This window comes from Shewanella cutis (genome assembly GCF_022410515.1).
Taxonomy (GTDB): Bacteria; Pseudomonadota; Gammaproteobacteria; order Enterobacterales; family Shewanellaceae; genus Shewanella; species Shewanella cutis.
The window spans coordinates 41,382-66,041 of record NZ_JACSDI010000019.1 but is presented as its reverse complement, the minus strand read 5'-3'; the positions used below and the strand labels follow the sequence as shown (position 1 = coordinate 66,041).

Sequence of the window (24,660 nt, the reverse complement as noted above, 5' to 3'; positions counted from 1 at the left end):
GTGCGATTTACGTCACGGACCGCATTTTCGCCAGCGAGACACGGCTTAACATTTACAGCTTCACGTTACAATTTTTAGTAACAAAAAAGGGGCAAAGCCCCTTTTACTGCCGCGTTAGCTTAAAACCGATATCGCAGATTGAGCTGATAGCTCAGTAAATCATTCGGTTCGATATCGATGTATTGATAGCCGACGCCTACCGACCACGCATCGCTAAATTGGTAACTAAAGCGCACCCCAGTATACCAATCTGTGCCATCTAAATCCGTCGCTATGGTGGTGTTTCCCATGGTACTGCTGATATCAGCTTGCCAGTGGAACACGCCAACGGGCACCTCAAAGCACCACCCCTCATGCTGCAGTAGAGTGAATCTCAGCCCCAGCATCACCCCATCGGCAAGCACGGGAGTGACCGTCTTCACCAACTCATGGTATTGCTCAGGCGTTAACGTCGCGCCCTTTATCCTCGCGCCCCCTTCACCAAAGTCAGCATAGCCTAGCTCCAGAGCCACGGTGGGTGTCCATTGGTATCCCAAACTCACCCCGAATGCGGTATCAGAGTCATCCACGTTGAGGAGCTGTCCCTCTCCGACTTGGACGTTTAACTCAGGCAGTGTTTTATCGGCTTTCGCTTGACCGATAAACCCCTCGATATACCAGTCTGTCGCCTGCGCTTGTTGCGTCACACTTAGCAATAACAGGCAGCCAAAGGCCAACCGCTGCAACTCTCGGCGACGTAACATGCCGCATGCCAAGACTAATCCTAGAGCCCATAAGCCCATACTGCCGCCCCCCGATTTATTATCAATAATCACTTCTTGATAGGCCTTTACCGTGATGAGCACTTGCCCCGTTGCTTCACCACCTAGACCGTCACTGATGCGATAAGTCACGGTATCCACACCATCAAACCCCGTTTTAGGGATGTAGCGCAGCTTGTTCGATTCGATAGCAACCGTGCCTTGTTGAGCCGTCGCGCTTAGCAGGGTCAATGTATTACCATCCACATCGGTGTCATTACTCAGCACATCAATCAGCAAGCTGGTTCTATCATCGGTTGCGGCGCTATCATTCACTGTTACTGGCGCAGTATTGCCATTCACCACGATCGTCAATTCACTACTCGCGGTGCCGCCCTTGCCATCGGTAATGCTATACACCAACACATCGGTGCCAATAAAATCCGCTGCTGGTGTGTAACTGAGCTGCTGATTGGCCAGCACCGTGACAGTACCAAACTCACTGATCACTTGAGTGACACTCAAACTATCGCCATCGCTGTCAGTATCGTTAGCAAGCACGTTCACATCGATACTCTGGTTCCAAGCGATCGTTGCCGAGTCAGGATGGGCGACGGGCAAGTTGTTACCATTGAGCATCACGGCAACGCCACTCGGGTCGACAATAGTACGGTTTGCTACGCCATCATCATCGTTCGGGCCACCGTCTTCGATAGTCAACTGTACGCACCAATGGCCTTCAGTTAACCCCGGCGTCCAACGGCTATCCCCCGGCGGAGGGCAGAAACCACGTTCGCCCTCAGTACTCGCGACAGTGTTGTTTGCATCAATCACAAAGTCTCGCCAGCCCGCTTGCGCATTAAACTTGCGGTAGACGGCATTCGCTGGAACAGGCGAGCGTTGTGGCAATACCAAGCTATAGCTTTGCCCCTGTTGTGGCAGACCCGTGGCGATAAAATCGAAAATACCGCCCACATTGGCTGCTAAAGCATCTTCAGCCACAACTTCAAGCTGTAGTTGCACACCGCTCTGCCCACGGCTTAGGGCAATATTCCCCAGACGTAAGCAAACGCCTGCCTGCCCTTCTGCCAAGAAGTACACTGGTTGTAATTCGCCTTCTGGCATCACATTGCAATCGCTATTGGCATCCAAATAATCAGGAATACCATCACTATCACTGTCGCTATAGCCTTCTTGAACATCGGGGATTAAATCGCCATCCGTATCGGCACTCGTCAATGCGGCTAAACTTGGACGCACTACGATGTACACGGTTTCGGTACTCGACAGCACCGGCGAACCATCATCGGTCGCGGTTAAGCTCACGGGATAAATCCCCGGAGTTACCGCTACTGGAGAGAATGTCATACCCGTCGCATCCGCTTGCAAACTTAACGCGCCGCTTGCCCACATCAGCGTTAACGTATCTTGCTCATTGGCATCGGAGGCGGAGGCACGAATATGCACATCACCACCATTTTGCGCGACAATAACTTGCTGTTGGTCAGCTTGAGTCACCGCCAAACTGACCTGTGGAGCAATATTGGCTTCGGTAATCATCACTTGGGTCTGTTGCTTACTACCAAGATTCAGGCTTGGGTCAAGGCTGATTAGCACCTCCTCATTCCCTTCGCTCACACCATCATTCAGGGTAGTAAAGTGGATTTCTGCCATTTGTCCCGAGGTTATCTCGACAACACCATCAACCAAGTCATGGTCGCCGCTATCTGCCGTTCCTGACACTGTGTAAGGAATACTCAGCGGATAGCTTGGTGCCTCTCCATTAAGATGAACGCTGACAGTGACTTGATTACCTTCGCCAACCACTTGATCTTTGCTCAGCGAAATCAGAGGATTTACCTTCACTTTCTGCGCCTTAATAGCCTTGTTGCCCTCGCTGTCTACTGCCTGCCAATAGGCTAAGTAGTTGCCAGGAGCGAAGAACAAGCTCTTATTCACCAGCGACACTGGTAATGGATGTCCATTACGGTCAACCGCCTTGGCAAAACCGAGTTTCACCCGCGTAAACAGGCCTGACGCATTCACTTCCACATCATCAGGGAGGGTGATCACGGGTTGACTCGCTGAGTCAGCGCCTTCAATCAGCACATTCACTTTGGCGGTTGCTCGCCCTTTATTACCATCACTAATGGTATAACGCAGGCCAACAGGTCCAACATACGCCTTTGGCGCAGTAAAACTCAGCCCATCCGAGGTGATTTGTACACTACCAATATCCGCCGCCGCGCCATCAATAGTTAACGTGTCACCGTCCACATCTACATCATTTGCCAACACCGCCAGCGAATAGGTGTCATTAGACGCGCTGGTTAAGGTATAGCTGTCATCGACCGTCTGAGGATCATCGTTCACTGGCGTAACCGTAATGGTTACTGTGGCAGGCTCTGAGCTTAGCTCGGCATCTTTTGCAATAAAACCGATAGAATCACTGCCATTAAAGTCCTTCTCTGGCGTATACAACCACACATTTCCGTGCTGCTCTAAGGTGCCAGACACTGGCTGAGCAGTGATCTCATAGGTCAGAGGATCATTATCGGCATCCTGACCCGCAAGCGTGATCATCACCGAACTGTCTTCCTCTAATGTCACTGACTGATTAGAAGCGACAGGTGCATCGTTAACGTTTGCCACCACTATCGTAAAGCTTTGCTCTGCCGTCAGGCCATCCACATCCGTGGCGCGTAGCACCACCGCATGGCTGCCGACATTGGCGTTAGTTGGGGTTCCACTTAGCACGCCAGTACCCGCATTGAAATTTAGCCAGCTTGGCAGTGTGACTGAGCTTAAGGTTAAACTGTCGCCCACATCGCTGTCGCTCGCTACCATGGTGTAGCTATAGGCCGCATCTTGGCTGGCGCTGGTCAGTGCTGTTGAGGTGATAGTCGGTGCATCATTAACGTTCGCCACCACTATCGTAAAGCTTTGCTCTGCCGTCAGGCCATCCACATCCGTGGCGCGTAGCACCACGGCATGACTGCCGACATTGGCGTTAGTTGGCGTACCACTCAGGACACCAGTACCCGCATTAAAGCTCAGCCAACTTGGCACAGTGACTGCGCTTAAGGTGACACTGTCACCTGCATCGCTGTCGCTCGCTACCATGGTGTAGCTATAGGCCGCATCTTGAGTGGCACTGGTTAACGCCGTTGAGGTGATGGTCGGTGCATCATTAACGTTCGCCACCACTATCGTAAAACCCTGCTCTGCGGTTAAGCCATCGACATCGGTGGCGCGTAGCACCACCGCATGACTGCCGACATTGGCATTAGTTGGGGTACCACTTAACACGCCAGTGGCCGCATTAAGGCTTAGCCAGCTTGGCAGTGTGATGGCACTTAACGTAACACTGTCGCCCACATCACTGTCGCTCGCTACCATGGTGTAGCTATAGGCCGCATCTTGGCTGGCGCTCGTGATTGCCGTTGAGGTGATAGTCGGCGCATCATTAACGTTAGCCACGACTATCGTAAAGCTCTGCTCTGCGCTGAGACCATCTACATCGGTTACCCGCAGCACCACCGCATGACTGCCAACGTTAGCGTTAGTTGGGGTTCCACTTAACACGCCAGTACCCGCATTAAAGCTCAGCCAGCTGGGTAAGGTCACGGCGCTTAAGGTCACACTGTCGCCCACATCGCTGTCGCTCGCTACCATGGTGTAGCTATAGGCCGCATCTTGGCTGGCGCTGGTCAGTGCTGTTGAGGTAATCGTCGGGGCGCCATTAGGCTTCACTGCGTTACTCGCCGTGGAGGCACTACCGGTTCCGGCTGAGTTTATAGCTGCAACAGTAAATGAATAGGAAGTCCCATTGGTTAATCCAGTTATAGTGATAGGTGAAGATGCACCCGATGCCGTAATACCGCCAGGAGTAGACACTAAGGTGTAACCCGTAATGACCGCACCGCCAGTGAATGCCGGGGCACTAAAACTCACCGTTGCTTGAGCATTCCCCGCAGTAGCAGCGCCGATTGTTGGCGCGCTTGGCACAACGGCATTGACACTGAATGAACGACTAACTTGAACAGCAGCCAAATAACTCGCATTGCCTGCTTGATCTGCGTTGATGGTACAAGTACCCACAGTAACAAAGGTCAATACGCCACCACTCGTAATGGTACACACGCCGGGGGTCGATGATGTAAATGTCGGAATCAAACCAGAATCGGACGTAGCGGCCAGTGTCGGCGATGTACCAAAGTTTTGCGCTCCAGGGTTAGCAAAGGTAATAGTTTGATTTGATTTAGGTGTCACCGAATTGGAAGCACTAGAAGCCGCGCCTGTACCCGCCGAGTTATCGGCGGTAACAGTGAATGTATAAGCTTGGCCATTGGTCAAGCCTGTCACTAAAATTGGCGAACTGGCACCATTAACAGGGGCAACATCCGGCGGGCTGACGCTCACGGTATAGCCCGTAATCGAAGTGCCACCAGTATTAGTTGGAGCAACAAAGGCAACACTGGCCTGAGTATCTCCAGCAGTTGCTGTGCCAATTGTTGGCGCACTAGGTACAACAGGATTTACTATAAATGTTCTGCTGACCGTGGCGGCGGCCAGATAGGACGAATTACCAGCCTGCTCAGCGTTGATGGTACAAGTACCTGCAGTGACAAAAGTCAAAGTTGAACCGCTAACCGTACATACCCCTATGGTCGATGAGCTAAAGCTGACGGTTAAACCTGATGTTGAGCTGGCAGACAAATTGGGTGACGTTCCAAAATTCTGCGCCCCAGGGTTAGCAAAAGTAATGGTTTGAGGCGATGCGGGTGTAACTGAATTGGATGCTGCTGATGCTGCACCCGTTCCTGCGGAGTTAGTCGCTGTAACGGTAAAAGTATAGGTGACTCCGTTAGTCAGCCCTGTGACTGTGATCGGCGAACCAGATCCAGTACCCGTTGCACCACCGGGGCTAGCGGTAACAGTGTAGCCTCCGGCAAGGATCGGTGCTCCACCAGTGCTGGCGGGAGCTGTAAAGCTAACCGATGCTTGAGTGTCACCCGCGGTTGCGGAGCCAATAGTTGGGGCACTAGGCGCGACGGCATTAACGCTAAAGGTTTGGCTTACCGTCGTTGCAGCATTGGTAGCAGCATTCCCAGCTTGGTCCGCATCGATAGTACATGAGCCAGAGTTAACAAAGGTCAGCGCACCTCCAGAGGTGATTGTACAGATCCCCGTCGTTGAAGATGAGAAGCTGACCGTCAAGCCCGAGCTAGAGGTCGCACTTAGGGTCGGACTGGTACCAAAATTCTGTGCGCCGGGATTATTGAAAGTAATTGTTTGATTAACTTTGGGCACCACTGAATTGGAAGCCGCGGAGGCAGAGCTTGTTCCAATGGCATTAGTTGCGGTTACCGTAAAAGTATAAGCCGTACCATTCGTAAGGCCAGTCACCGTTATCGGAGACGTTGTGAATCCATTACCACCTGCAGTAATACCGCCGGGGCTGGAAGTCACGGTGTAACCGGTAATCGCCGAGCCGCCGTTATTGGACGGCGCAGTAAAGGAGACGGAAACCTGTCCATCACCTGCTGTTGCAACCCCTATGGTGGGAGCATCCGGTGCCGTTGGAATGGCGACCATATGGGTCGTACCACTGGTATAAGCAGCCGGGCCAGCATTGCCAGCCGCATCAGAAATATTGGTGGAACCGTTTAGATTGAGCTTTATCGTACCATTGCCAGTAATGCTACTCACCGTCACTGTCACACTGGAGCCTGAACTCGCAGATACACTAGCAATCGTGCCTGTTGCACTACCCGTAGTACCCAAAGCGAAATCGTCAGTGGAAATATTGCTGACAGACTCACTGAAATTCACGGTGAAATCCACGCTGGTGTCCGTTGATACCGCGCCACCAACAGGAGCTGTGCTGGTTACCGACGGTGTAACGCCATCCACAACCAGCGCTTTGTTAGCACCTAATGAATTAGCCGCTCCGGGTGAAGCCAGTGTAAGGATCGCATTATTGGTGGCCGCATCGCGAATAGTGCCACCATTTAACGACAATGAATTGGTGGCGACATAATCCAAATCGTTTGAGCTATCACCGGACTGAATGGTGTAGCTAAATGTAAGGGTGCTTGAACCGCTACCGCTCGCATAATTAATCGTGCGATCTGTTGTGCCTGTTTCAAGGGTTAATTGCGGCGTGCCAGTTACTGTAACCGCTTCACTGAAGTTGACTTGGATACTGATGCTATCACCCACTTTATAAGTGCCATTGGCTGTACTGGCTGTCACAGAAGAAACGGTGGGTGCTGTACTATCCACAAGAACACCGGTTGTGGAGCCGACGGAATTTAGCGTCAGCGTCATGTCATTATTGGCAGCATCCTTCAAGGTTCCGCCGTTCAAACCAAGCGCACCTATGGTAATACCGTCAGAATCAACCAAACCACTCTCAACCGTGTAACTGAAGACAAGCGCAGCGGTTCCAGATCCCGACGAGTAGGTTGCGTATTTGGTTGTGGCGCCAATGGTCAATGCGATGCGGGGAGTTCCACCACCAGTGTTCACGATGACGTTTTCGCTGGTATTAACGGTGAAACTCAGTGATTGCCCAGTGATATAAGTTGCATTCGAAGGCACACCTACGCTGGTGACTGTTGGAGGGGTGATATCAGGAACCGTATTTAATACAAAGCTATCAAATACATCAAAATAACCGCTGCTATTTGAAGTAATAACTACCTTGTCAACATTATCAAAGGGATTGTTGTTTAACGTTACAGTAAATGAGCCATTAGCCTGACCAAAGCCTGACCCAGTACTTTGAGTCCCAACAGATGATCCGTTTCTAAAGCCCTCAACCGAGGCAAAACCACCACCAAATGCATTGATGTAAAAACTAACGAAGTCAAATTCATTGCCCGAGGTGGTTTCGACAGTAATTGCTTCAACTCCAGAATACATACCTGCAAATAACCCGGCAGAATTACTCTGACCATCATCCGTATCCTGAAACCAGTTAGCGGCGCTGTAAGTTATTTTAAAGTCACCCTGTGTAAAAACATTTGCCCCATGGTCTGCGCTCTCAACAAAACCAGAAGCATTGAAATCTACAATGACATTAGAAGGAATTGAAGCCGCATTGACACTCATACTTAGCAACACTACTGCTGCAAAACCCAGTTGAACGATCCACTTAATGCCCGTATTTATGTTTACGAATCCACAAGCCGGAGTTTGATATCGATCATCGGGATGATCTGTTTTGCAGCATGACATATTAAGCCCCCTTAATCGCTGTGTACGAAAATTTTTGATTTAGCTAAAGTAGCTAAAACCAGCAATCCAGAAGATTTAATTCCCTCTGGATTACTGAATTAATTTAATAGCAATTATCCAACGTTAATTACGTGACGGATAAATACCCTCCAACGCGATAATAAAATTCATACCCAAGTAAGGATTGCGAATTCCGACAGGCTGTCCTCCACCAACAGGATTGACGGTGACCGAGCCTGTTGGTGTTACGCTACCCTGCACTCCACCGAGGCTAGCCTTTGTAGAGTCTGGCGCCGTACCAGTAAACAATCCATTAAACGCAACATTTGCAGGCCCCGCCTTCGCTGTCGTAGCAGAGAGGTAGGTAGTCGCACCCGTTGCAGGAGGAACCATTGCAGTGCCAGTAGTGGTAGCAACATCAACCGTTGCAGCCACACTACTTGCATTGCCAGCGAAAGTGGCTGTTGGTGTATGAATAGGTAGCTGATTGGTTGTAAGATTGATGTTCTCAGCACCTGAGCTCTGCCCAAGAGCAACTGTTGTCAAACCTCCCCCAGTTCCTGTACCCACAGGAGTACGGCTTTGCAAGTTAGGCAATCCAAAAGTTGTGGTGCCATTGCCACCATAGGTTGTACCCAGAAGAGAGAAGAGCGCGCTGTTGGTGGAAATGGCCAATAACTGTCCATTGCAAAGCGCCCAGCCACGGGGAGCGAAATTACCAGCGAACATGCGGATTTCTCCAATAAATGGATCTGACATTGTTTTTCTCCTTAAAATTACGATTTTGTCTATGTAGCGTTTTTCAACGATTTCATTACTCACGACATTTAATCGACGGCGAGTTCCTTTTGCTTATTGCAACATCATCCACATCACAGAATGGGAAGATTAACCAAGATAATTAACCTCAATAAAACAATATGCTTACAATTAAACATATCTTAAAAATCGACAAACACAATTGCGCCCCAAAAAATCACTAGAAATAATCACGCACTATGTAAGTCCATTGCATCGATTCGTGGGTGTCGGAACAACTTTCGAGCTTAAATCCATGCCGCAGATACAGCTTTTTAGCCTGAGTATTTTCGCGCTCGACGCATAAGTGGACAGGCAACTGACGTTGCGTCGCCTCAAGCTTAACCGCCTCTAACACTGCCGAACCCAAACCACGGCCTCGCATAGTCGACACCATAATAAAATCAACAAGATGTATTCTATGCTCATTAATATCGATCATCACTTTGCCGACCGCTTGCCGTTGATAAAACAAGATATAAGTAATGGCATTGGGATATTGCTCCTGATAAGCGACTTGCTGTAGCCGATACTGTTGCTCCAGCATGCTTTGCGCGATTCCAGCGGGTAGCCCTAACTCATAGAAGAAGGTTTTTGTTGAATAAAAAAGCTCTGCCAAAAATAGGTTATCGTTTGCATTGGCTGGCTGAACGCTCAAGCCAGTTAATGGATTTAACTCAACTAGCATCATGGTTTTCATCTCGATCTAGAAGTTGTAACAGTTGCTCATAAGCATTCAATAACAGCTGCCATGAGATAGCTTGTGATTCATTTAATGGGGTAAAAGAGTGCGTGGGTACCATGGGCGTAAACAATTGCCCTTGCTGCTTTGCATCAAAACGCCTGTGCGTTTGCCAGCGTTCAATATCCTCGGCAGACAACGGCCATTCCAACATGGCGCAGAGTGTGGTCGGTTTAAACACTTTTAATTGCTGATAATCCAATACCAAGCCTCGGCCAGATTGATATAGCGCATAGGTTTGCTGGGCAAAATATTGCAAGACGCCAATCCGCAAAGCTTCCACGCTAACCTCCCCACTCCTGTTATCAACAAGTGGTAACACTGAGGAAGATAAGGCATTTACCCGCCCCGCCATATGCATCCCAGCTTCTCGTTGATGCGAAGCCAAAATATCTCTGGGATGGCGCATCAAACATAGCACTCGGCTGTCTGGATAGAGTGCCAGCAACATGGGCCAACAGGCTAAATCCCACGCATTGCACTTGATCACTAGCTCACGCTCATCTGGCCTCAATCGACCCTGCAACCTTAAACATAAATCCACCAACTGTGGTTTTAGCACCAAAGGCCAATCGCCATCATGCATAACATCGCTACAGAGCATTGATTCGGACAGCACTCGACAGGTATTGAGTAGGGAAAAACTGCTAGAAACCAGTGTTGACCCACAACGGGACCAATGGAAAATCATCAAGTTAGGATTGATCGCTGGCAAACTTTCGCGTTGGGATAATAAGGGTTCGAGCAAGGTTTGAGGCTGGATAAAACTAGCCAGTAAACCACGACGAGCATCGCAGATATCGTCCTCCAAGAAAGGTTTTGATAACCGCTGAAAGACAGGAACCCAACTGATTGTTTTGGTTTGAGCATGATAATGAGAAGGAAACCACACTTGGCTGAAGCGTGCTAAATCCGGAATGAAGCTTGGTTGCTGTAAGGCAATAAATGCCAGCATCTGCTCTAAATTTAGCTCAGGCCAATTGAGGAAGTCTGCCATCAAGGCAACAAAATGTTCAACATCCTGCGCTTGATACAGTAAATACAATGATTCAGGCTGATGCAGCAATTGCCAATAGCATTGCTGTTGTTCATTAAAATTAATCATTAGCTGGCCATTGGATAGAAATTAATGTACTGCACCATACGTGGTAACACGCCTCGATTTGGCGTCGGTCCATGGGGCAAGGCATGGTGCCAAATAATTAAATCCCCTGCGCTCGCGGCGATAGGTTTAATCGGCCACTCGTCCCAATGCTGTTGCTGCAACTCCATATCAGTCTTGTTTTGTTCCTGTAGCCAGGTTTCAATTTTGAGGTGAAAGCCGGGAACACAGCAAAATGCCCCGTGCTCGGCAGGGGTATCCGTAAGATAAATTAATCCTTGTGTTCCAAATGGCACAGGTAGTTGCAGTGGCATGTCCCAATGCATATTGGGGCCAGGAAACTGCCAAGTGGGCGTTTCAGGAGGGTTAAAACTCACTCGGTCAGTCGTCATCACTAAATCAGTTCGCTGCCATAATTGTTCAAAGGCTTGACGGATTAGAGGTGCTTGCCGATTGGCATCGAGGATAGGATGACGAAATAACTGCAGCATGATTTTCTGCATCAACTCATGGGACTGATACCAAGTTGATGGATCATTTTCATTCGCGCTAAGCTGTTGCCAAATCACGGCTCGACTCGCGGCGCATTGCGCTTTTGACAACACTTGCGGGATGACTAGATAACCTTCCCGTTGCCAAAACGCGAGCTGAGCATCGGTAAGAACCGTAGGTAAGCCAGAAGCATCCGCAGTGTCGGTGACAACGCTTTGTTGCTTGCCTTCGGATAAGGTGCGCAATCGTTGGTTGATGCCATCAATATCCGCTGCGGTCAATTGGGTCGCTCGCTGAATAAATGCTTCAAAATCAATCTGATTATCATATCGATAGAGCGCCTTCATCCCAGGCTCTAACCCTATACCACAAAGATCCAGCAGCGCTTTGTCTAGGCTCCATTCACTTACTGGCACCGAGTAACACAGCCCTCGTTTTTGCAACTGACTTTTTTGCCATAGACGTTGCAAATGGAAAATCCCTAAACTGCTCAGATCCTCACTTGCGGCGAGCTCCAATTTATACTCTTGGTATTGGAAGACAAAATCAGGATGCTCACCCTGCCGGTAATAAAAGTTCAATCTACCCAATGGGTTAAGCCATAGTGATTTCTTATATTGGCTTAAGGTGAGTTGGGACTGGTTCTCGGCTAAGACATGATCACCATATACTCGGATTTGAGTCGTCAGTTTTAGGTTCACAGGTTGGAGAGTATAGTTTGGCAGTAATAAACTGCCGCTCAACAAATAGTCATCGCCCTGAGCAAGCAAACGCGCGTTGGGTAAATCAAGGCTAAATAAGGGTCCCAAATAAGTCAGTGGTTGGCCCTTAATTTCAAGCCACGCATCCAACTCAATCAACTCAGGGAGCAGGCAACCATCGGGCTTTAGAAAGGCTTGCAAATGCGTAAAAATTTGTACCTGCGGCTCCTGTTGCAGTAAGTGCTTCATGGTTTCAGATACAATTAAATCAAAGTCTTGCCCCGCAACAGGCTGCCAACATGTCGCATCGGCACAGACCAGAGCCTCCACACGGTCAGCTACGTCGAAATATGCCAGCAACTTTTCAACACACTCCAATGACGCTTGATGAATGTCGAGTAAGGTTACTCGCACTTGCTCAGCCGTAAATAACGGCAATAAGGCTAAGATTAACCAAGCGAAAGGCCCTGTGCCTGCGTAGAGTATTTGCACAGGACAATCCGGCTTGGCTGCGAGCTTATCTTGTATCGCTTGATGAATTCCCTGAATAAATACCCGGCTACGTTCAGGATCCTCCGCACATTGCGCCGCAGTTGTTGGTGACACCGCCTTGCCAAAAGCCGTAATACTCGCCTCAGTATCGAGAAAACATGCTGGATGTAGCACCAATCCCGTCAATTGGCATAACTGCGCCAATATAGGATCAATAAGCCGCTTAGCCTCACCTGCAGAGCGAGATTGCAGTAGCGCGTGTGCAAACTGAGTCAATTCAATACGTTCCCTGTTCTGCCTGATATCAGGCTTTAATCTTTGCGCCATGGATTAACTCCCTTAACCATGAATTGACTTTACAATCGATCACCAAATTGATTCTGGCGCTCAATCCCTTGTTGGCAACCCAATGGGTTTGATCTGCATTGATATACCAAAGCTCCCCTGCCTGCATCGGCACCCGTTGATCATTCACATAAAAATAAAGCTGATCATGGGTTTGTAAGGGCAAATGTAATCTAGCCTCCCCCTGTTCAAGGGATAATCCCTGATCCCGATGAGGTTTAATTTCGGCACCAGCGTGTAAGCGCATCAAGCGCACGGAGTTCACGGGGCACGCAAGTGATTGGATAAAATCCAGTAATGTGGGACTCGACTCAAGCGCAGGCAAATTATCCCATTCATTGGCAGCACTAATGGAAAAGGCTTGTAAAATGGGATGGGCGGCGTGGTATTCCTCGGCACAGCGTAGTGCCAACACATCCCAACCGCCCTGAGAACCCGAGTGATAATCACGCTGATTAATATGTGGTAACCACTCATGCTGCAACAAAGGAGTAAGTTCTTGCTGTAAACTAATGGCATTCGGGACTTGAGCAAGCAAGGCGAAAGAGCAGATATCCATATCCAAGTGTCTTATTTTAGACAAAAAATTCATTTACCAAGCCTAGCACAAAGTGTCAGGCTGGCAAGGTAGACAGATTTAATCCTAAGTTGCCACTCAGGCCAATTTTATAAAACAGGAAATCCCATGTTTGACTGGAAGACCATTGATACAGTACTGCTCGATATGGATGGCACCTTGCTAGATTTGCACTTCGACAACCATTTTTGGTTGAGTCTTGTACCGCAGGAACTGAGCAGGCAACGTGGGCTGAGCCAAGACCAAGCGCACAAATTAGTCGTTGAATCCTATAGCAAAGTTGCGGGAACGTTGAACTGGTATTGCATCGATTATTGGCAAGCCGAATTGCAGCTCGACATTATGGGATTACATCGCACCTTAGTTGATCGTATTCAGCTGCGCCAAGACAGCATGCCCTTTCTTGACGCCCTCAAAGCAGCGGGGAAAAAACGCATATTAGTGACCAATGCGCACCCTAAAAGTCTTGCCCTTAAACTTGAACATACAGAACTTGGGAGCGGCTTGGATGCAATGATTTCGAGCCATGAAACGGGTTACCCGAAAGAGCATCCGCAATTTTGGCAAACACTGTTTAAGCAATTTGCATTAGTACCTGAGCGTTGTCTGTTTATCGATGATAGCGAACCCATTTTAAATGCGGCGCGCTTAGCAGGCGTGGGGCATCAGCTTGGGAGCAGCAATCCCGATAGCCAAAAACCTGCCAAAACCTTCAATGATTTTCCGGCCATTAGCGACTATCGTGTATTGCTTAACGATCTCACAAGTTAACCCCTCGGAATAGAAAAGGCACCCAAGGTGCCTTTATCAAATATCACATTTGGGGGTAGATTAAAGCCCCGGGATACGTCCCTGATAAACAATAGGGAAGTAACCATCGCTGCCGCGCTGACCGAGAATACCGAGGGATTTACGCATATCTTCCGGCTGCTCGTTAGTCTCCTTGATCTTAGCGGCAACCTTAACCATATTGCCTTCGTCTAACTGTAACGTGCCGCTAATCCCCAACTGATTTTTACTCTCATCGGTTGCGAGCTGTGCTTTACCCTCAACACAACTCAGCCCCAGTTCGATATTACCCAGTGGGTAATCACCAAATTGGTTTTTCACGTTGGTTTGATTTAAAAACAATTTACCCGATAACTGTTCGCACCAAGGTTTACCTTGCTTGAGGGTTTCAACCAGCAAGCTGACTTCACCGTTAATTTCGGTTCTAAAGGGCAGTTTAGCATTACCAATTAAAAAGCTATCGGGCGCTTCAAAGCGTAATCCCTGCGCACTAATGCCAGCCATTGACCAAGTAATTAACCCTTTAGCACTCATGGGCGTTGCACGGCTACCCACTTGAAAATCAAGTTTTACTTTACCTAAAAATAACGACCAAGGGCTGAGCTCCCAACGCACTTGCTCCAGCTGGCGCTGCTGAATATTCAAGGTTTCAATGCTGCCCGACCAAATACTGCCGCTCACCCCGGAAATCCCCACATTTGCAGGCAATGGCGCGAGGCGCACAGCCACACTGGCGGGAAATAACACCACTAGAAACACGATATAAACCAGTACACCAATAATGATCTTTTTTATCAGACTCACAGCTACACCTTAATCTATTGCGCTAGTTGGATACGTCTCACTTTGACATAGCCTGGCGCGTCGGCCTCAGCCAAATCAACACTCTCAAGTGATAGGCCTTTTTTCTGCACTAAGTCACTCAAATAATTGAGCAGGGCATCGAATGGCACATCATCCATCCACACTTGGATTTTATCGCCCTGGGGCTGCATGCGAGTGATCACTAAGCCGTAACTGCCCGCTGTTTGGTTAACGACCGAGCTTAAGCTGCCTGACATTGTCGGTTTAGCACCGCTTTGTTTTAAGCCAGCAATTTTGTTCGCGGTTTGTTTTACATACGTCAGGGTTTGCTGCTGCGCCGTTAAGTTGCGTAGCGCATTGGCCTCCGCGTTCGCGATTGGCGTCCAAATGCCCCAGTAAAATATACCGATCACTAAGAATACGGCGCCAAAGCCGACGATTTGTTGCTCGCGCGACGCAAGCCCTTGCCACCAAGTCCGCAAATTATCCATCTTATTTGCTCCTCAAGGTTAAGGTACTGGTGACCTTTTCTTCACCGCTATTCATTGTGCCGCCATCCATTTGGAAACGACGGCCAACAATTTCTTTAAACTTCTCAATTTGCGCGTAATTTTTAGCCGTGACCTGCATACGGATTTCATTACGGGCACTCTCAAATCGTAAGCTATTAGGTTTTAGCTCAGGCACTTGTTTAAAGGCGTCTTGCAAACCCGCCAGCATAGAAAAAAACTCAGCACCACTGCCTTGACCTTGGAGTGGCCGTAGCTGGCTCTCCATCTGCGAGCGTAAGTTCACGATACGTGTATTCCCCGGCACCACTTGCTGATAAATGGCTTCACTCTGCGCTTTAAGATCGGCGATTTGGCCATTGACTTGATGAATGGTTAAGCCTTTATTCACGAGCGACAACACAATGGCAACGGCCAATACAATGGCCGCATTCTTCCATTGCAACAAGTGCTTACTGTACTCTCGCTTAGGTGTATAAACACCTGTCAGTAAGTTGATGGGCGCATGTAAAATGCCGCGCGCCAGGACCAGCATAGGTAAATCGAGCGGCTGTGGCTTAAGCTCAACCCCATCCAATTGCATCTCACTATAACTGGCGACCGACAGCTCCTCTGCTTGGGCCGTCAGTTGCTTCATCGCCACAGGCAACCAAGGTAAAGGCAGACTGTGGCCCGTTCCTAAACCCGTTCGCAGTAATAACTCATTGCCAAAACGCATGGCCGCCCATTGGCATTCCTGCAATGGCAAGGCCAAGCAATCGGGCACGATACGCTTCACTTTTAAGCCGGCTTCGGCCAAACAACTGAGCCAAGTTTGCATTTGCTCATGGGCGACAGCCACTACGCTGAGGGCATCGCCATTGCGTGGTCCAACGGTAAAATGCATCGCATCCACATCATCGGCGATAGATTCCTCCAGCATAAAAGGCAGCGCTTTCAAGGCTTGACGCTGACCCTTTTCAGGCAGATGGACACTAGTGAGCGTCATCGCTGAGGCTGGCACCAATACGTCAATAGGACGATTGCCCGCACGCTCAGTTAAGGTTGATAAGCCTTGGGCATTGGCAAGTTCACCAGAGGCGATAATTTCTTGTTCTTGTTCGGACCAAACCAGCCAAGAACAAGCATGCTCTGCGGTTCTGCCTAAGCGAATAAATAGCCGTTCACTCACAGTTTTTCTCCACCAGCTTCCATCTTAAAAGATTGAGCTTGTTTGCTATTATTTTTGTCCACCAAACTGACGGGTGAGCACATCCATTTTGTTACCGCTGCCCTTTTTGAGCACACTTTCCATCCTAAAAATGGCGTTGTCGACCTTAGCGCCTGAGGCGAGGAGGAAGTATTGACTGTCGATAACAAAAGTCGACTTCATCGCATCTTCCCATTTAATCGACCCCATTGAGGAGGATTCGTAAAAATCATCAATCTTGGCAAAACCATCGCCGGGACGTTGGTTGATAATACTTTCGGCCTCACCAACCGATATCTGATTATCCAGCATTGCTGCCAGTAGCGCCGCTTGCTCGACATCTATGGTGTTCACATTCAGCAGTTGCCTGTCACTCCCTGGGATCACACAAATATAGGGCAATAACTTCAGATAAATATCCTGCGAATATCCCATGACTGCCCGCAGCTCACTCCTATGATTCATTAGGGTGTTGGCCGCACGGTAAGGCACATGGCGCGCTTCGTACTCGGCATCTTCAGCGCCATACGGACTGGCAACCGTATCTTCATCAATATAATCTTTTAGAGTTTGGGTAAGATGATCGGCGGTAAAATCATCCATCCCTAAACTCACTAATAATGCTTTGTATTGCTTGGCCGCCAAGGGCAATTTAGGTTGACCATTTTCAACCTCTTTTGTGGTGACAGACAAAGCATTTAAGTTAAAACACGAGCGCATATCGGTGATCTTGCCTGCAATCTCACCATATTCAGCCGGAAACACCACGTCGCTCATGGCCCAATATTGTTGTTTGTGTACGCGGCCTTCCGAATCGTCCAAATCCTGCTTGAGGATCTTCTTCGCCAGTTCTTCGGCGGAAATCGCGTACCAGTAAGCCTGATCATACTGGGCCAAGTTTAAGGTACGGCGCATCGACAGTTGATTGCGACTGGTAATATTGGTGGCGATAATCACAACCATAGCCACAATCAGTAGCACCACAATCAGTGCGACCCCACGTTGTTTAGCAGGACTTCGCCTTATCATGCGCCATCCTCATTTTCTGGGTCGGCTTTGCCGGGATCTTCTTCACCGTTACCCGAGCCATCGCCATTATTGTCTTGGTCGCCGTTGTCGTCTTTATTGTCATCGGCGTTGTCGTTATTGTTGTCCTCATCATTGGATTTCTCTGGCGCCGCCGCGCCCAAGGGCAACATAAACTTACGTTGAATTTTGCCTAAGCCTTCAATCTCAATTTCCATTGCGATGGCTTTGGGTAACTTGGTCGCCTCGACCTTACGCTCCCATTTGTCTTCCATAAAGAAGGAATACTCGACCGATAGCACCTTATCGATAATGACGGTCTTAATAGGCTCAGCGCCAAATTCTGGCTCAGGGTAAGGAAAATACCAGCGCTCTAATTTTCCCTCGCGCACCACATAGGCAACGGACTGTATGCTACCACGGGGCAATAAACCGTCGGGGTTAAGCCAGCCTAAGCGGTAGAACACTAAAGCCTCTGACTCCGAGTCTAAAATATCGTTACCCGTTTGGAAGACTGTGGTACCACGGCCGCCTTCGAGTAATCTGGGAGTGCGCGCCACCATCTGCCCAAGGTCGCGCTCAATGGCACCAAAGCCCTGTTGTAATGCCTTTAAGCGGGTAGAGAAGTTTTTCGTCACTTCATCGTTGGTCAGCACTGTGCTGAGTACCGCATTGGCCGCTAACCCCAACATGGCAAAAATCGCAATCGCGATCAGCATTTCCAGCAGGGTAAATCCCTTATGAGCCTTAGTTTGTTTTAAGGACATAACTGCTCACTTGTGCTGCAATACGCTGATAACGCTCATCTTCGCTGACACTAATGCGGATCATACGAAAGTTATCGTCGGTGGTTTTCACCACTTCCTTTCGCCAGTACCAATCCTTACCCGCGAGTTCTACTTGCCCATCTTTTTTGCCTAATTCAGGAAATTGCGGATCAAGCCTTGCATCGACCATTTGATTGTCTGCTACCCACTGGGCCAGAGTGCGCGACTCCAGAATCGGCATATTCGCAATTTGCTCACTCAAGCTTTTAGTGATGGAAACGGCAGCAACAGCAAACACAGCTAACGCCACGATCACTTCGAGTAACGTCATTCCCTTAGCGTATTTCATCGGGTCGCCCTAGGGTTAAACGGCCAAGGGCATCACCCACCACTAATACGTCGAGCGGCCCTTTATCTGTCTTAGTGATAAAACTCAGCTCAAAAGCGCTCATTTCACCGCTGGGGAATAGCAAAATCTGTGGCTCTGGGTGCTTTTTCTTATCTTCGCTTGAGGGCTCGATTAAAGGTTCTTCAAACCAAGATTCATCTTTCTCGTCTTCTTGAACGAGTGGCAAACCATCGAGCACTAAATTGATGACGACACCGGGCTCCATTTGTTTCTCGGACAAAATTCTGTCCTTCTCCAATGGATTCCATTTACCATCCTTATAAAAAACAAACTGATAACTTGTTTTTTCCACCACAATCCCGATAAATTGGCCGCTCAATACGGTTTCATCGAGCACTAACTCCGTGGCGGCAATAAATTGCTGCGCAGTCTTTTCCAGCGCCTGTTGTGGGCCTGAATTGCCAATAGACATAGTCACCCCCGCAGCGGTGAGTCCCATTAACAAAATCACCAGCATCACCTCCATTAAGGTGAAGCCGGCGTGGCGCAGCATTAACATCTTATTGGAAATTCTGTAAGTTCCAGTTACCGATATCGTCTTCGGTACCTGGCTGACCATCAGGGCCTGCGCTGAAGATATCTAACTTGCTGTTTTCGCCTGGGCTTAACAGTAAGTAGTTATTACGCCATGGATCCTGCGGTAAACGCTTCACATAACCTTCTTCACGGTAATTACGTGGCTCGGGTGAAATAGTAGGTTTTTGCACTAAGGCCTCTAAACCTTGTTCAGTCGTTGGATACACACCGTTATCTAACTTGTACATATCTAAGGCATTTTCGAGCGCGACTATGTCAGACACCGCCTTTTGTTGGTCAGCTTTATCTTTGTTGCCCATCAGGTTTGGCACCACCATAGACGCCAAAATACCGAGGATAACAATCACCACCATCACTTCGAGTAAGGTAAAACCCTTGTGCTTTTTGTTCATTTGCATCGACTACATCTCCTAAAAAACCAGCACCATTCTCGGTATTATTACTGAGAGGCAACATCCCATAAATTCAAAAACTAGCCACTAATCAAATTGTTCAGTGCCAAGATAGGTTGCAGAATGGCCATCACGATAAAGAGTACAACCCCCGCCATGCTCACCACTAACATGGGTTCGAATACGCCGAGGGCGAGCGTAACATTACTCTCAAACTCTCGATCTTGGTTATCTGCAGCGCGCTCAAGCATATCTTCGAGCTGACCACTCTTTTCCCCTGAGGCAATCATATATAACATCATCGCCGGAAACAGCTTAGTGTTAGTCAACGCAGTGCTTAAGCTAGTTCCTTCCCGCACGCGCGCCGTGGCATCATCCACCGCCGCCCGCACCCGCATATTTTGCAACACTTCACTGGCAATGCGCATCCCGTCCAACAAAGGCACCGAACTGGCGGATAAAATACTCAAGGTACGCGCAAAACGCGCAGTATTGAGTCCTTTACTTACTCGGCCAATCACCGGCATTTTCAGCAAAAATGTATGGTATTTCATCTTGAAAATCGGTGACTTGAGTAGACGCTGGAACACTACCAGCAGAATACCCAAAATCAATACCACAAGCAGCCCATAGCTTTGTACGAAGTCAGAGGCTGCAATTAAAAAGCGGGTGGTGGCGGGTAACTCGGCGCCCATATGTTCAAATTGCCCAACTACTTTAGGCACCACAGCCGCTAGCAACACAGACACCACGCCAATGGCGACCAGCGTCAGCATAATGGGGTAGATCATCGCCTGTTGCAGTTTAGATTTAAGCTGCTGGCGACGTTCGGTGTAATCGGCTAAACGGTTAAGTACCACTTCCAAGTGACCGGATTTTTCCCCCGAGGCCACCATGGCGCGGTATAAGTCATCGAAAATATGCGGAAATTCAGCCAAGGAATCGGCCAGACTATAGCCTTCAACTACGCGTGAGCGCACCGCCATGATCATACTGGCCAGACGGTCCTTCTCACACTGTTGCCCAACCGCTTTAAGGGATTCCTCAATCGGCAAACCCGCTGCCACTAAGGTAGCTATTTGACGGGTGATCAGCGCGAGTTCAGCGACCGAAATTCCCCGCTTAAACAAAGCAAAACCACCGCTCTTAGCCTTGGCTTCTTTTTCGGTGACCGGCAGAATGTCTAGCGGCATCAAGCGTTGATCGCGCAGCTGGCTGCGGGCGTGTCTAGCGGTATCCGCCTCGATCACGCCTTTAAGCTGCTTTCCCTTGGCGTCCAGCGCCTTATATTCAAATGCTGGCATAGCTTACTCCTCGCGGGTCACCCTTAGGACTTCTTCCAGAGTGGTGATACCTGAGAGCACCTTGCTCATACCATCGTGGCGGATACTTGGCACCGATTGACGGATATATTTCTCAATCGCCAGTTCGCCACGGCCACCGTGAATAAGCTCGCGTACATTATCATCAACCAGCAATAGCTCGTGGATGCCCGTACGACCACGGTAACCGCTATTGCCACAGGCTTTACAACCGTTGGCGCGATAAATATGCCGATGATCATCTGCAGTAATACCCAGCAGCTCACGTTCACGCTCATCGGGCACATGCTCTGTCTTACATTTTGGACAGAGGGTACGGATTAAACGTTGTGCCAATACCCCGAGCAAACTTGATGAGACTAAGAAAGGCTCTACGCCCATATCCTGCAAACGGGTAATCGCGCCCGAAGCGGTGTTGGTGTGGAGAGTCGAAATCACTAAGTGGCCGGTCAAAGATGCCTGCACTGCAATTTGGGCAGTTTCAAGGTCACGGATTTCCCCAATCATCACCACATCGGGGTCTTGACGCAAAATCGCCCGTAGACCACGGGCGAAGGTCATATCCGCCTTAGTGTTAACTTGAGTTTGGCCAATGCCTTCTAATTCATATTCGATGGGGTCTTCAACGGTTAAGATATTGGTATCTTTAGAGTTAATCTCTGTAAGCCCGGCATACAGCGTGGTACTCTTACCCGAACCCGTAGGACCAGTTACCAAGATAATGCCGTGGGGACGGCGAATAAGCTCATCGAACTTGGCTCGAATACTGTCCGTCATACCCAGTTGTTTTAAATCCAGATTACCGGCGTTTTTATCGAGCAAACGCAGCACTACCCGCTCACCGTGGCTCGATGGCATGGTCGATACCCGCACATCCACCGCGCGGCCCGCAATCCGCAACGAAATGCGACCATCTTGAGGAACACGCTTCTCGGCGATATCGAGGCGTGCCATCACCTTAATCCGCGACACCAATAAAGATGACAGTTTACGGTTTGGCTTGAGCACTTCTTTGAGCACGCCGTCGATGCGGAATCGTACAACCAGTTGCTTCTCATAGGTTTCGATATGAATATCCGAGGCTTCTTCTTTAATCGCCTCAGATAACAGCGCGTTAATCAGCTTAATGATCGGGGCATCATCATCACCTTCGAGCAGGTCTTCGGTTTGTGGTAACTCTTCAGCGAGGGTGAATAAATCCATCTCATTGCCAATATCTTCCATCAGCTGCTGCGCTTCGGAGGAATTAGCTTGGTATGCCTGAGTGAGTTTGACCTCAAACTTATTCGGTTCGAGCAACACCAAAGGCAAATCCACCCCTGAATAGCGGCGTGCCTCTAGCATCGCCGCTAATGGGGTATGGGCGGTATAAAACAGCTTCAAGGCACCATCATCGCCATAGGCTAAAATCACCTGATGGCGATGGGCAAAGGCAAAAGGTAAACGCTCTTTGCTGCTGGAGCGAAATACCTCATCACCTTCGGCTTCAAGACCTAGTTCATTGGAAACTAAGCTTAAATCCTCGACTTGGGATACTTGTATTTCACTCATTGTGTTTTATCTTTGTTTTTGTTTTCATCCAACGACTTGAGGGTCGGGTCAGTTTTACGCATCTGAGTCTCTAGCCCTTTGCCTTCTTTGTAACGCTCTAAAATATCGTTCACTTCCGGTGGCAAGTACTCAGACTGGTTCCACTCATCTAAAACCGGCACTTTAGTATCTGGCATTAGATTGACACCACGCTCTTGCTGTTCAAGCTGCAACGCTCTGAAATAGTTATATTTGCGTCCCGCGATCCCCTCCATCGTCACACCATCACGGATAATGGTGGGCTTGATAAAGATCATCAGGTTTTTCTTGGTCTTCTTACTGGAAGAGGATTTGAATAAGTGTCCAAGTACCGGAATATCACCAAGGAATGGCACTTTCTGGATACTTTCTTGGACTTCTTCGTTAATCAAACCACCGAGTACCACGATTTGACCCGAATCGGCCATCACTGTGGTGGTTAACCGACGAGTTGCGAAGGAAATATCCACCCCTGTGTTACCGTTCACGCCGGAGACTTCCTGCTCAATGGCGAGTTTAACCGCGTTGCCTTCGTTAATCTGTGGCACCACTTTTAACTTCACCCCAACCTCTTTACGCTCAACGGTTTGGAATGGGTTACTGTTGTTTGAGCTGGCGGTAGAGCCTGTCAGAATAGGCACTTCATCACCGACAATGAAAGACGCTTCTTGGTTATCTAAAGTGGTAATCGAAGGTGTTGCCAGTACGTTTGAATTGGTATCAGCCGACACAGCTTGTACTAAGGCACCAAAGTCACCCATGGCGACGCCCCACGCCATACCATTCACTTTACCTAAGGCCTGCGCCAATAGGGTCACATCACCTTTGGTTTTAGGGTTTTGGCCAATCACCTCACCCGTGCTCGGGTTGGTAATGTAGGTACCTTCTTTATCTTGCGCTTGCCAAATACCCGCGCCAATCTCACCAATGGTTGGGCCTAAGTTATTGAACTGAGTACCACCACCGGCTTTTGCGGCCCATTGCACCCCAAAGCCCACGTTATCGCCTTCGGCGACTTCTACGATAATGGCTTCTACAAGTACCTGAGCACGACGAATATCGAGTTGATTGATGACGCTCTCAATGGTGCGCATTTGATCTGGCTCGGCACTGATCACTAACGCGTTGGTGTCGGTGTGGGCCATGATATTGATTTCATTGCGGCGTTTGCTGCCACCACCCGCTTGAGCGCTCGGATCTTTTTCGCCCTCCAACTTTTGAGCGAAACCAGTTAGCACTTCGACTAAGTCTTCCGCCTTGGCATAACGTAAATAACGTACCTTGGTATTGCCGGTGCTGGCTTGCTCAGCATCGAGACGGTGGATCAACTCAACCACTCGTTGGCGGCTCTTTTCGTCACCACTGACCACCACTGCGTTAATCCGCTCATCGGCCACCACTTTTGGCGCTTGGCCGGGAAGCTGCGATTGGTTAGCTGTTGCGCGGTAAAGAGTATCAATAATTCGCACCATTTCACCGGCAGAGGCATATTCGAGCGGCACCACTTGTACAGAGGTATCGCCCTGTTTATCGACTCGGCGAATGATTTCCACTAGCTTGTTTACGACCGCAGCGCGACCTGACAGCATCAGCACGTTTGAAGGGTCGTAGTTAACAACGTTACCACCACCGGCGTTATCGTTTAACTGACGTAATAACGGCGCTAATTGCTTAGCCTCAGTGTTATACAGCGCCACGATACGGGTAACCATTTCATCACCCAGACCAGGATCGTTGTCATTAGCAACACGAATCGCCGCGGTTTTCGCATCTTTGTCTTTGATAACCTTGATGACGTTGTTTTCCATCTCGACGATGGCATAACCGTACACTTGCAGCACGTTGAGGAAGAATTGGTAATACTGCTCATCGTTAAGCAGATCGTAACTGCGCACGTTGATCTTGCCGCGAATTGTTGGGTCAACAATGATGGTTTTATTCAGGTTTTTACCAACAATATTGATAAATTCTTGAATATCTGTGCCCTTAAAGTTGGCCGCATATTGTTCAGACCAAACAAATTGCGAGGTCAGCATGGTGGCGCCCGCCACAACTCCAGCAATCAGTTTGCGTCGAATCCGTTTGTTATTCATTATTTTTCTTTCCCCTAACG

Annotated in this window: 18 protein-coding genes; 1 reads left to right on the top strand and 17 read right to left on the bottom strand. The window is 49.0% G+C overall.

The features are described 5' to 3' along the window. Positions 1 to 119 precede the first annotated feature (119 nt). The 6 genes from H9J30_RS18100 to H9J30_RS18075 form a co-directional block, all read right to left on the bottom strand. The gene (locus H9J30_RS18100) at positions 120 to 7,985 is read right to left on the bottom strand and encodes an Ig-like domain-containing protein (protein ID WP_240132278.1); all 7,866 of its coding nucleotides are present in this window, start codon (positions 7,983 to 7,985) and stop codon (positions 120 to 122) included. A gap of 123 nt (positions 7,986 to 8,108) precedes the next feature. Continuing rightward, positions 8,109 to 8,807, bottom strand: a complete 699-nt coding sequence (locus H9J30_RS18095) for a phage tail protein (protein WP_231570482.1) — start codon at positions 8,805 to 8,807, stop codon at positions 8,109 to 8,111. 157 nt (positions 8,808 to 8,964) lie between these two features. Continuing rightward, complete coding sequence (locus H9J30_RS18090) at positions 8,965 to 9,474, bottom strand: GNAT family N-acetyltransferase (RefSeq protein WP_047540293.1); 510 nt, start codon at positions 9,472 to 9,474, stop codon at positions 8,965 to 8,967. Continuing rightward, complete coding sequence (locus H9J30_RS18085; RefSeq protein ID WP_240132277.1) at positions 9,461 to 10,630, bottom strand: hypothetical protein; 1,170 nt, start codon at positions 10,628 to 10,630, stop codon at positions 9,461 to 9,463. The genes H9J30_RS18090 and H9J30_RS18085 overlap by 14 nt, the downstream gene beginning before the upstream one ends. Then, a complete protein-coding gene (locus H9J30_RS18080) occupies positions 10,630 to 12,639 on the bottom strand; it encodes a phytanoyl-CoA dioxygenase family protein (protein WP_240132276.1) in 2,010 nt (669 codons plus the stop codon). The genes H9J30_RS18085 and H9J30_RS18080 overlap by 1 nt, the downstream gene beginning before the upstream one ends. Then, positions 12,617 to 13,216: an aspartyl/asparaginyl beta-hydroxylase domain-containing protein gene (locus H9J30_RS18075; RefSeq protein ID WP_240132290.1), complete on the bottom strand. Its 600-nt coding sequence runs from the start codon at positions 13,214 to 13,216 to the stop codon at positions 12,617 to 12,619. Before H9J30_RS18075 ends, H9J30_RS18080 begins: the two co-directional genes overlap by 23 nt. Positions 13,217 to 13,342: 126 nt before the next feature. On the opposite strand from H9J30_RS18075, the gene yrfG reads away from it, so the two are divergent. Continuing rightward, positions 13,343 to 14,005, top strand: a complete 663-nt coding sequence (gene yrfG, locus H9J30_RS18070; protein ID WP_240132275.1) for a GMP/IMP nucleotidase — start codon at positions 13,343 to 13,345, stop codon at positions 14,003 to 14,005. Between the two features lie 60 nt (positions 14,006 to 14,065). Here yrfG and H9J30_RS18065 read toward each other — a convergent pair whose 3' ends face one another. From H9J30_RS18065 to gspD, 11 genes are all read right to left on the bottom strand, one after another. After that, positions 14,066 to 14,827, bottom strand: a complete 762-nt coding sequence (locus tag H9J30_RS18065; RefSeq protein WP_240132274.1) for a type II secretion system protein N — start codon at positions 14,825 to 14,827, stop codon at positions 14,066 to 14,068. Between the two features lie 14 nt (positions 14,828 to 14,841). Then, positions 14,842 to 15,318 (bottom strand): type II secretion system protein M, encoded by a 477-nt coding sequence (locus H9J30_RS18060; protein WP_240132273.1) that lies wholly within the window; start codon positions 15,316 to 15,318, stop codon positions 14,842 to 14,844. A gap of 1 nt (position 15,319) precedes the next feature. Continuing rightward, complete coding sequence (gene gspL / locus H9J30_RS18055) at positions 15,320 to 16,507, bottom strand: type II secretion system protein GspL (RefSeq protein ID WP_240132272.1); 1,188 nt, start codon at positions 16,505 to 16,507, stop codon at positions 15,320 to 15,322. Between the two features lie 48 nt (positions 16,508 to 16,555). Next, positions 16,556 to 17,554: a type II secretion system minor pseudopilin GspK gene (gene gspK / locus H9J30_RS18050; RefSeq protein WP_240132271.1), complete on the bottom strand. Its 999-nt coding sequence runs from the start codon at positions 17,552 to 17,554 to the stop codon at positions 16,556 to 16,558. Continuing rightward, positions 17,551 to 18,318 carry a type II secretion system minor pseudopilin GspJ gene (gene gspJ / locus H9J30_RS18045; RefSeq protein ID WP_240132270.1) on the bottom strand — a complete coding sequence of 256 codons (768 nt, stop codon included), beginning with the start codon at positions 18,316 to 18,318 and terminating at the stop codon, positions 17,551 to 17,553. The genes gspK and gspJ overlap by 4 nt, the downstream gene beginning before the upstream one ends. After that, positions 18,299 to 18,667, bottom strand: coding sequence for a type II secretion system minor pseudopilin GspI (gene gspI / locus H9J30_RS18040; protein WP_240132269.1), 369 nt, complete (start codon positions 18,665 to 18,667; stop codon positions 18,299 to 18,301). Before gspI ends, gspJ begins: the two co-directional genes overlap by 20 nt. Then, a complete protein-coding gene (gspH, locus tag H9J30_RS18035; protein ID WP_240132268.1) occupies positions 18,654 to 19,226 on the bottom strand; it encodes a type II secretion system minor pseudopilin GspH in 573 nt (190 codons plus the stop codon). The genes gspI and gspH overlap by 14 nt, the downstream gene beginning before the upstream one ends. 1 nt (position 19,227) lies before the next feature. Further along, a complete protein-coding gene (gene gspG / locus H9J30_RS18030) occupies positions 19,228 to 19,662 on the bottom strand; it encodes a type II secretion system major pseudopilin GspG (protein ID WP_011715426.1) in 435 nt (144 codons plus the stop codon). Between the two features lie 74 nt (positions 19,663 to 19,736). Next, complete coding sequence (gene gspF, locus H9J30_RS18025) at positions 19,737 to 20,960, bottom strand: type II secretion system inner membrane protein GspF (RefSeq protein ID WP_240132267.1); 1,224 nt, start codon at positions 20,958 to 20,960, stop codon at positions 19,737 to 19,739. 3 nt (positions 20,961 to 20,963) lie between these two features. Next, positions 20,964 to 22,529, bottom strand: coding sequence for a type II secretion system ATPase GspE (gene gspE / locus H9J30_RS18020; RefSeq protein ID WP_240132266.1), 1,566 nt, complete (start codon positions 22,527 to 22,529; stop codon positions 20,964 to 20,966). After that, on the bottom strand, positions 22,526 to 24,640 hold the full coding sequence (gene gspD, locus H9J30_RS18015) for a type II secretion system secretin GspD (protein ID WP_240132265.1): 2,115 nt from the start codon (positions 24,638 to 24,640) through the stop codon (positions 22,526 to 22,528). Before gspD ends, gspE begins: the two co-directional genes overlap by 4 nt. Positions 24,641 to 24,660 lie beyond the last annotated feature (20 nt).

What these genes read in the sequence shown, in the direction of transcription:
- gspE (WP_240132266.1), bottom strand. Translation starts at nt 22,529, where the DNA reads ATGAGTGAAATACAAGTATCCCAAGTCGAGGATTTAAGCTTAGTTTCC.
- H9J30_RS18085 (WP_240132277.1), bottom strand. Translation starts at nt 10,630, where the DNA reads ATGATTAATTTTAATGAACAACAGCAATGCTATTGGCAATTGCTGCAT.
- gspD (WP_240132265.1), bottom strand. Translation starts at nt 24,640, where the DNA reads ATGAATAACAAACGGATTCGACGCAAACTGATTGCTGGAGTTGTGGCG.
- gspF (WP_240132267.1), bottom strand. Translation starts at nt 20,960, where the DNA reads ATGCCAGCATTTGAATATAAGGCGCTGGACGCCAAGGGAAAGCAGCTT.
- yrfG (WP_240132275.1), top strand. Translation starts at nt 13,343, where the DNA reads ATGTTTGACTGGAAGACCATTGATACAGTACTGCTCGATATGGATGGC.
- gspK (WP_240132271.1), bottom strand. Translation starts at nt 17,554, where the DNA reads ATGATAAGGCGAAGTCCTGCTAAACAACGTGGGGTCGCACTGATTGTG.
- gspH (WP_240132268.1), bottom strand. Translation starts at nt 19,226, where the DNA reads ATGTTAATGCTGCGCCACGCCGGCTTCACCTTAATGGAGGTGATGCTG.
- H9J30_RS18075 (WP_240132290.1), bottom strand. Translation starts at nt 13,216, where the DNA reads ATGGATATCTGCTCTTTCGCCTTGCTTGCTCAAGTCCCGAATGCCATT.
- H9J30_RS18080 (WP_240132276.1), bottom strand. Translation starts at nt 12,639, where the DNA reads ATGGCGCAAAGATTAAAGCCTGATATCAGGCAGAACAGGGAACGTATT.
- H9J30_RS18090 (WP_047540293.1), bottom strand. Translation starts at nt 9,474, where the DNA reads ATGATGCTAGTTGAGTTAAATCCATTAACTGGCTTGAGCGTTCAGCCA.
- gspG (WP_011715426.1), bottom strand. Translation starts at nt 19,662, where the DNA reads ATGCAAATGAACAAAAAGCACAAGGGTTTTACCTTACTCGAAGTGATG.
- H9J30_RS18100 (WP_240132278.1), bottom strand. Translation starts at nt 7,985, where the DNA reads ATGTCATGCTGCAAAACAGATCATCCCGATGATCGATATCAAACTCCG.
- gspI (WP_240132269.1), bottom strand. Translation starts at nt 18,667, where the DNA reads ATGAAATACGCTAAGGGAATGACGTTACTCGAAGTGATCGTGGCGTTA.
- gspJ (WP_240132270.1), bottom strand. Translation starts at nt 18,318, where the DNA reads ATGTCCTTAAAACAAACTAAGGCTCATAAGGGATTTACCCTGCTGGAA.
- H9J30_RS18060 (WP_240132273.1), bottom strand. Translation starts at nt 15,318, where the DNA reads ATGGATAATTTGCGGACTTGGTGGCAAGGGCTTGCGTCGCGCGAGCAA.